1 protein-coding gene and 1 pseudogene are annotated in these 3,179 nt (G+C 62.9%); both read left to right on the forward strand.

Translation table 11 applies throughout. The annotated features are described in order from the left end of the window. Nucleotides 1–2,793, forward strand: a 2,793-nt coding sequence (locus B2527_RS12110; protein ID WP_293713850.1) for a DNA-directed RNA polymerase subunit beta', incomplete at its 5' end; no start/stop codon positions are given. A gap of 228 nt (nucleotides 2,794–3,021) precedes the next feature. Further along, nucleotides 3,022–3,179: pseudogene (gene rpsL, locus B2527_RS12115) on the forward strand (30S ribosomal protein S12); the annotation flags it as partial.

The raw sequence follows: 3,179 nt of genomic DNA on the forward strand, positions 1-3,179 counted from the left end.
GAAGCGCGTGCGCTGATGATGTCCACCAACAACATCCTGTCGCCGGCCAACGGCGAGCCGATCATCGTGCCGTCGCAGGACGTGGTGTTGGGCCTGTACTACATGAGCCGCGCCCTGGTGAACAAGAAGGGCGAGGGCATGGTGTTTGCCAACACCGACGAAGTGAAGCGTGCCTATGACAACCGTCTGGTCGAGCTGCACGCCAAGGTGAAGGTGCGCATCACCCACATCGAGCGCGACGAGGAAGGCAACAAGGTCAAGAAGACCTCGATCCAGGACACGACCGTTGGCCGTGCGCTGCTGAGCGAGATCATGCCCGAAGGCCTGCCGTTCGAGCTGTGCAACACCGAGATGACCAAGAAGAACATCTCGCGCCTGATCAACCAGAGCTACCGTCTGCTGGGTCTGAAGGACACCGTGGTGTTCGCCGACAAGCTGATGTACACCGGTTATGCCTACGCAACCCGCGCCGGCGTGTCGATCGGTATCGACGACATGCTGATCCCGGACGAGAAGAAGGGCATCCTGGGCGAAGCCGAGCAGGAAGTGCTGGAAATCCAGGAGCAGTACCAGTCCGGTCTGGTCACCGCCGGCGAGCGCTACAACAAGGTGGTCGACATCTGGTCGCGCACCAATGAGCGCATCGCCAAGGCGATGATGGAAACCATCGGTACCGAGAAGGTCGAGGACGCCGAAGGCAAGACCGTCGACCAGAAGTCGATGAACTCGCTGTACATCATGGCCGACTCCGGTGCCCGTGGTAGCCAGGCGCAGATCCGTCAGCTGGCCGGCATGCGCGGCCTGATGGCGCGTCCGGACGGCTCGATCATCGAAACGCCCATCAAGGCGAACTTCCGTGAAGGCCTGAACGTGCAGGAGTACTTCAACTCCACCCACGGTGCCCGTAAGGGTCTGGCCGATACCGCGTTGAAGACGGCGAACTCGGGTTACCTGACCCGTCGTCTGGTCGACGTGGCACAGGACGTGGTGATCACCGAAGTCGACTGCGGCACCGTCGAGGGCCTGACCATGACCCCGATCGTGGAAGGCGGCGACGTGGTCGAGCCGTTGAAGGACCGCGTGCTGGGCCGTGTTGTGGCCGAAGACGTGTTCCTGCCGGGCAATGACGAGGATCCGATCGTCACCCGCAACACGCTGCTCGACGAGCAGTGGGTGAACAAGCTGGAAGAAGCCGGCGTGCAGACCATCAAGGTCCGCTCGACGATCACCTGTGAGTCGGCATTCGGCGTGTGCTCGCGCTGCTACGGCCGCGATCTGGCCCGCGGCCACATCGTCAACATCGGTGAAGCCGTCGGCGTCATTGCCGCACAGTCGATCGGTGAGCCGGGTACCCAGCTGACCATGCGTACGTTCCACATCGGTGGTGCGGCATCGCGTGCGGCTGCGGTCGACAACATCACCGTCAAGACCACCGGTTCGGTGAAGTTCTCCAACCTCAAGCACGTCGAGCAGACCAGTGGTTCGCTGGTGGCGGTGTCGCGTTCGGGCGAAATCTCCGTGCTCGATCCGCACGGCCGTGAGCGTGAGCGCTACAAGCTGCCGTACGGTGCCACCATCAACGTCAAGGACGGTGCCGAGATCAAGGCTGGCCAGACCGTGGCCAACTGGGATCCGCATAACCACCCGATCGTGTCGGAAGTGGCCGGCTTCGTGCGCTTCATCGACTTCGTCGACGGCATCACCGTCATCGAGAAGACCGATGAACTGACCGGCCTGGCTTCGCGCGAAATCACCGATCCGAAGCGTCGTGGCTCGCAGGCCAAGGATCTGCGTCCGCTGGTCCGCATCGTCGATGGCAAGGGCAATGACCTGACCATCCCGGGCACCGACCTGCCGGCCCAGTACCTGCTGCCGCCGCGCTCGATCGTCAACCTGCAGGATGGCTCGCCGGTAGGCGTGGGCGACGTGGTTGCCAAGATCCCGCAGGAAGCGTCCAAGACCCGTGACATCACCGGTGGTCTGCCGCGCGTTGCCGACTTGTTCGAAGCCCGCAAGCCGAAGGATCCGGCGATCCTGGCCGAGCGTTCGGGCATCATCAGCTTCGGCAAGGACACCAAGGGCAAGCAGCGCCTGATCATCAAGGACACCGATGGTTCGGAGCACGAAGAGCTGATTCCGAAGTACCGCCAGATCATCGTGTTCGAAGGTGAGCACGTGACCCGCGGTGAAACCGTGGTGGACGGCGAGCCGAGCCCGCAGGACATCCTGCGCCTGAAGGGCGTGGAAGAGCTGGCCCGCTACCTGGTCAAGGAAATCCAGGACGTGTACCGCCTGCAGGGCGTGAAGATCAACGACAAGCACATTGAAGTGATCTCGCGTCAGATGCTGCGCAAGGTGGAAATCACCGACCAGGGCAGCAGCAAGTTCCTGAACGGCGAGCAGGCGGAACGCCAGCGCGTCATCGAGGAAAATGCGAAACTTGTCGCCCGCAACGAACTGCCGGCGCAGTTCGACCCGGTCCTCCTGGGCATCACCAAGGCGTCGCTGGCCACCGAATCGTTCATTTCGGCCGCGTCGTTCCAGGAAACCACCCGCGTGCTGACCGAAGCTGCCGTCCGCGGCACCTCGGACAACCTGCGCGGCCTGAAGGAAAACGTCATCGTCGGCCGCCTGATCCCGGCGGGTACCGGCCTGGCTTACCATTCCAAGCGCCGTCGTGGCGCCTCCGGCCTGACCGAGTCGGAAATCGCAACCCTGGCCGCTCCGGCCGCGGTGGCGGAAGTGGAGGTCGCGGCACCGGAAGCTGAACAGGCTGCTGGTGGCGAGGAGTAATAGTTAGATCGGCCGGCCCGCTTGCGGGCCGGCAGTTCGACCTGAACGGGGTACATGGAGGCCCCCCTGTAACGGCTCTGGATCAGGGCCGGCCTGAAAGGTGCGCGTTTGACTGCGTTCTTGACAGGTTGCTACAATCGTCTGTCTCAGCAGGCCTAAAATTTGGGCCTGCTTTACATTTTCCGCATCCTTGGCCGTTTTTACGGCCCCAATCAGAAGAACCTACTGATGGCGACGATCAACCAGCTGGTCCGCAAGCCGCGGCAAGCGACCACCTACAAGAGTGCCTCGCCGGCGCTCGACAAGTGCCCGCAGCGCCGTGGCGTCTGCACCCGTGTCTACACCACCACCCCGAAGAAGCCGAACTCGGCTCTGCGCAAGGTTGC

This window comes from Stenotrophomonas sp. UBA7606, assembly GCF_002477705.1.
In the GTDB taxonomy this organism is placed as follows: Bacteria; Pseudomonadota; Gammaproteobacteria; order Xanthomonadales; family Xanthomonadaceae; genus Stenotrophomonas.